This is a genomic window from Acinetobacter sp. UBA3106, assembly GCA_002365595.1.
GTDB lineage: Bacteria > Pseudomonadota > Gammaproteobacteria > Pseudomonadales > Moraxellaceae > Acinetobacter.
The window spans coordinates 1-5,228 of the sequence record DFAM01000005.1; the positions used below are offsets into that span (position 1 = coordinate 1).

Here is a 5,228-nt window from a genome sequence, read left to right on the forward strand (position 1 = left end):
AAACTTGCTGTCGCGAGTAAAATAAAAAACTGTGCAGCATAGCGAAAAGGTTTATTCAAGAAGCTATACGGCCACCAGACCTGAATCGCCTCAACGAATAAAAAGACAGGAATGAGTAAACTCGCCCAGCCTAAAAAACCGAACAGTAAATCTGCAATCCACGCACCGGCCACCCCGCTGGCATTCGAAACCTGCTGGGTATCACTGGAAATATGCATCCAGCCCGGATCAAAAGGCGTATAGGTCACTGTTGCAAGGAATAAATAAATTCCAAAAGAGACTAAAAATAATGTCTTTATTAAGCGCTGTGCATAAACACTCGACACCGCAGTCATATACTGTCCTGTTACCAATTTTTCATTCATGTTTTTTGTAAGAAACTAAGACAAAATAGTTTCACAATAAACTCGGTATTATGCACCTGTTCCAAGAAAAAAGATGCAATATTATGTAGTGGCTGCTGCTAGCAAATCCGCCAGATTGAGTATCTAGCACAGCGCTGTTGTTGTATATAGCTCAAATCGATTTGAATGATCAATAATATCGACATCGAACGCACACAACTGTTATAGAGTTTCACGTATAATTCCACAAATTTCTAAATAAAAAAAGGATGCTGCGAATGAGCGCTCGTCACTCACGCTTGATTATTCTAGGTTCAGGCCCTGCTGGTTATAGCGCAGCTGTATATGCTGCACGTGCCAACTTGAAGCCAACACTGATTGCCGGCTTACAACTCGGTGGTCAATTGACCACAACTACTGAAGTTGATAACTGGCCTGGTGATCCGGAAGGTCTAACCGGCCCTGCCCTGATGGAACGTATGCAAGCGCATGCTGAACGTTTTGGCACCGAAATTGTCTATGACCATATCAACGAAGTTGATTTAAGCGTTCGTCCATTCGTTTTAAAAGGCGATATGGAAGAGTTCACCTGTGATGCCTTAATCATTGCAACCGGTGCAACAGCTCAGTACTTAGGTCTTGAATCCGAAGCTGCATTTATGGGCCAAGGCGTCAGCGCATGTGCAACCTGTGATGGTTTCTTCTATAAAAACCAGAAAGTTATGGTGGTCGGTGGTGGTAACACTGCGGTAGAAGAAGCACTTTACTTATCCAATATTGCTTCACATGTGACTCTGGTTCACCGCCGCGATTCTTTACGTTCCGAGAAAATTCTGCAAGATCATCTTTTTGCTAAAGAAAAAGAAGGCAAAATCAGTATTATCTGGAACCATCAGGTTGAAGAAGTGTTGGGTGACAATACCGGTGTAACCGCCGTTCGTCTTAAATCCACCCAAGATGGCTCAAAACAAGATGTTGATGTAACAGGCCTATTTGTTGCAATCGGTCATAAACCGAATAGCAGCATGTTTGAAGGTCAATTGAATCTGCGTGACGGTTATATTCAGGTACACAGCGGTACTGCAGGTAATGCCACTGCTGCTTCTGTTGCAGGTGTATTTGCTGCTGGTGATATTGCTGACAGTGTTTACCGTCAAGCGATTACTTCAGCAGGTTCAGGCTGTATGGCAGCCCTCGATGCTGAAAAATATCTTGATGCTTTAGGTGAATGATTGAAATAAATCCATTCAACTAAACAAAAAAACCGTCCTCTTGGGGCGGTTTTTTTTTGTATGATAAAAATCATAAACTTTTATCGCTATTTGTTCTTCTCGTTCAGGCTGAATCCCATGCATCCATTAGCACCTTCAGAATTCATTTTCCCCGATCCCATCGAAGCTGATCCTGATGGGCAAGGGTTGATCTGCATAGGTGCTGACCTCTCCCCTTCTACACTTTTTGAAGCCTATACCCATGGTTTATTTCCCTGGTTTTCTGAAGGTGACCCGATCTACTGGTGGAGCCCTGAACCACGCTGCATTATCCGCCCACAGGATTATCATCCCAGTAAATCCTTAATTCGCAATATGAAAAAGTTTGATTATCAAATCACGGTTAATCAAGCTTTTGAACGGGTGATACGTTCTTGTTCTTTACCGCGTAGTTATGCGGAAGACACCTGGATTTCAGAAGACATTATTGAAGGATACTGCGAGCTATTTGAAGCTGGCTATGGCTATAGTATTGAAGTATGGGATGAAAATAGAGTGGTTGGCGGTTTATATGGCGTCACCATTGGACATGGTTGTTTTGGTGAATCCATGTTTAGTACGCAAACCGATGTCTCAAAAATGGCATTTTATACCTTAATGCTGATTGGCCGGGAAAATAATCTGCCCTGGATTGACTGTCAATTGGTCAATGATCATCTTTTAAGCTTGGGTGCCTGTACAATTTCTCGCCAGGCATATCTTAATTCGTTACAAGATGTTGTAAAACAGCCCGCAATCGATTGGAAAAAATATCAAGAGGGTGTATTTTCAAGTAAAACAATAGCGCAAAACGCAAAATTAATTGAATGAAAAATACAAGAGGGATCTTGCCATGAACTCGTATCACCCAAAGTCCCTGCTCAATGATTTACAGTATTACATTACGCCACCGCATAGCTGTAGTTATCTGGAACATAAATCAGCACGGATGGTGTTTTTAGATCCTGCCCATCGCATTGATGTGGTCAGCCTGTCTGAACTTTCACGTCTGGGGTTTCGTCGTAGTGGCGATTTTGTCTATCGTCCTGAATGCCACCTTTGCCGTCAATGTTTATCTTGCCGTGTCCCTGTTTCCGAATTTCAAATGAATCATGCACAAAAAAAGGCATGGAAACGCAATCAGGATCTAACGGTTAAAATTACTCGCACCGCCGATGCAACCAACATTCACTATCAACTCTATGAGCGCTATATCTTTGAACGTCATGCCGACGGTGATATGTTCCCGCCGAGTTTGGACCAATTTGAAAAATTTTTAGTGCATAGCTGCACAGACAGTTTCTTTCTCGAATTCTGGAAAGATGACAAACTGCTGGCTGTTTCCAGCTGCGATCCGCTAGATGATGGAGTTTCTGCGGTCTATACTTTCTTTGATCCTGATGAAAGCCGTCGTTCACTGGGTGTTTTTGCTATTCTTAAGCAAATTGAACATGCCAAAGCTTTGGGTTTACCGTATGTCTATCTCGGATATTGGGTGCCGCACTCGGATAAAATGAACTATAAATCCCAATATGTGCCTTTAGAGCTGTTAATTGATGGGCAATGGCGACGCTTAAACAGCTTGTTGAGCCCTGAAGAAATTCACCAATTGGGCAATTCTCTGATGACGACATTACCCTCTGGCTGGAACAATCCAATCATCAAATAATGTCTCCCCCTCCATTAAAACCCAAGCTTATTTAAACAGGCTCGCAAAATCATCGGTGCATGCTTTGACCATAATGATGGCATGCTCTTTTGATCCATCTGGATTTGGATAATAATTTTTACGTAAATCAATTTGATGAAAATCTGATTTTTCATATAGCTTGATGGCTGGAATATTGGATTCGCGAACCTCAAGAAAAATCTGTACTGGATTATTTTTTAGCATTGCTACCGATGCATCCAAAAGCTCAAAGCCTAAACCTTTGCCCTGCTGACTTGGATCAATTGCCATTAACAGTAAATTCGCTTCATCCAGCACAGGTTGTAAAATACAAAATCCAACCACCTGACCCTCTTGCTCAATAACCGTACTCTGATAACTACTGACAGCTTCTTCAAACTGTTTAATTGTCCAGGGATGGCTTTGTACCAATCTTTCAATTTTAGCTACCGTGGATACATCTGCAGCTTGCATCAAACGAATCATCTTCGTTCATCTTATATAGAATTAACCCTCGCATTATAAAAACTTTGCGACAAAAATCGAGTAAAAAAAAGAGCGATAATGATCGCTCTATAATCTTTGGGCTTAAAGACCTAATTTGGCTTTCCATTTTTCAAGCAAGCTGTGCGTATCCAAGTCATTCGGATGGAATCTCGGTTTAAAGTACATCAGCATTTCTTTACCCATACCTATAATCACGCCTTTAGAAGGACTATAAGCATAGGTATAGATGGACTTTAATGATTCAAAATTAAGTTGCTGATCCTGTTTTAATAAACGCGCAAGGAAATAGCTTTGCACCACAAATAAGGTCGCCATCGCGATCACCAGTGAAGAGGTACGCAGTGCATATGATTTTAAGCCTGTTCCGAAAACGCCTTCAAAGACATCATAGGCCACAGCTTTATGCTCATTTTCCTCAATCGCATGCCACATCCACATATTTTTCATGGTTTCATTGGTCATGAGCTCTTGAATGTGGGAATTGGTTAAGAGCTGTGATGCAATTGTTGCAGTGAAATGCTCCAGGGCTGTAGTGGCCGTTAAATCCACCATTTCTTGGGTGATACCAATAGGCTTAGCCAATTTGGCCATAAATTTACGTGTGGTCTGAATCACTTGATCAGTATAATGATCTAAAATATCGACATCATGCCCATACTTTTGCGCGGAAGCATTAAAGCCGACATGCTCGTGGGTATGCATGGCTTCTTGCCCAATAAAGGCAGAAATTTCTTTCTGTAATGCTTCATTGTGCTTAATGGCTGGGTGCTGACGCACTGCACGCACACTATCAATAAAAAACTTTTCGCCCGCAGGAAATAATGCAGAAAGTGCAGTCATAAAATGAGTCAAGCCTGCTGAACCATTCATCCAATATTCAGGGACATTGTCGAAATCAAAATTCATCCGGCGAACTGGAAAACTTGCACCAGCACGATTACTAATATTGACCTTTGCATTCATGATGCTCTACTCCTATTCAGCAAAGAAATTGCTAAATTCACTTTGTTTTACTTGATTCTTATATTACGTTTTTAAAAATTGGCGATAAGTGCAGATAAGGTCAGGGAAATATCAGTTAAGGACATGAGGAGGAATAAAGCACTGCTTTATTCCGACGCAAGAGAAATAAATAACAACAAGGCTTTTCAAAGCAAGCAAACAGAACAATATCTGAAATTATTTTTTTGACGTAAGGAAATACAACACTACTTTATTTCGATGCAAGAAATAAAAACACTGTCTAAAATTATATTTTAAATATAAAAAAAACGGATTCATAAAATAAAAGACCATCAAAAAAAGCGCCCCAAAGGGACGCTTTTTTTTCACACAATCAATACTTATGCAGTTACTTTAGCAACAACACCAGCACCAACTGTACGACCACCTTCACGGATCGCAAAACGTAGACCTGGGTCCATTGCGATTGGGTGAATCAATTCTACTGACATTTCT

6 protein-coding genes and 1 pseudogene are annotated in these 5,228 nt (G+C 41.1%); 3 read left to right on the plus strand and 4 right to left on the minus strand.

Translation table 11 applies throughout. The annotated features are described in order from the left end of the window. On the minus strand, positions 1 to 335 hold a 335-nt coding region (locus B4C48_RS01785), incomplete at its 3' end, for a DNA translocase FtsK 4TM domain-containing protein (protein ID WP_291353662.1). A 287-nt stretch (positions 336 to 622) separates the two neighbouring features. Between B4C48_RS01785 and trxB the strand changes: the two genes are divergently transcribed. The 3 genes from trxB (at position 623) to B4C48_RS01800 (ending at position 3,263) form a co-directional block, all read left to right on the plus strand. After that, the gene (trxB, locus tag B4C48_RS01790; protein ID WP_291353665.1) at positions 623 to 1,576 is read left to right on the plus strand and encodes a thioredoxin-disulfide reductase; all 954 of its coding nucleotides are present in this window, start codon (positions 623 to 625) and stop codon (positions 1,574 to 1,576) included. 117 nt (positions 1,577 to 1,693) lie between these two features. Further along, complete coding sequence (aat, locus tag B4C48_RS01795; RefSeq protein ID WP_291353667.1) at positions 1,694 to 2,425, plus strand: leucyl/phenylalanyl-tRNA--protein transferase; 732 nt, start codon at positions 1,694 to 1,696, stop codon at positions 2,423 to 2,425. Positions 2,426 to 2,447: 22 nt separating this feature from the next. Beyond that, positions 2,448 to 3,263, plus strand: coding sequence for an arginyltransferase (locus B4C48_RS01800; protein WP_291353669.1), 816 nt, complete (start codon positions 2,448 to 2,450; stop codon positions 3,261 to 3,263). A 27-nt stretch (positions 3,264 to 3,290) separates the two neighbouring features. On the opposite strand, the gene rimI is transcribed toward B4C48_RS01800, so the two are convergent. From rimI to B4C48_RS01815, 3 genes and pseudogenes are all read right to left on the minus strand, one after another. Beyond that, on the minus strand, positions 3,291 to 3,749 hold the full coding sequence (rimI, locus tag B4C48_RS01805; RefSeq protein WP_291353671.1) for a ribosomal protein S18-alanine N-acetyltransferase: 459 nt from the start codon (positions 3,747 to 3,749) through the stop codon (positions 3,291 to 3,293). 102 nt (positions 3,750 to 3,851) lie between these two features. Beyond that, positions 3,852 to 4,733 (minus strand): metal-dependent hydrolase, encoded by an 882-nt coding sequence (locus tag B4C48_RS01810; RefSeq protein ID WP_291353673.1) that lies wholly within the window; start codon positions 4,731 to 4,733, stop codon positions 3,852 to 3,854. Positions 4,734 to 5,113: 380 nt separating this feature from the next. Next, positions 5,114 to 5,228 (minus strand): annotated as a pseudogene (locus tag B4C48_RS01815) (elongation factor Tu); the annotation flags it as partial.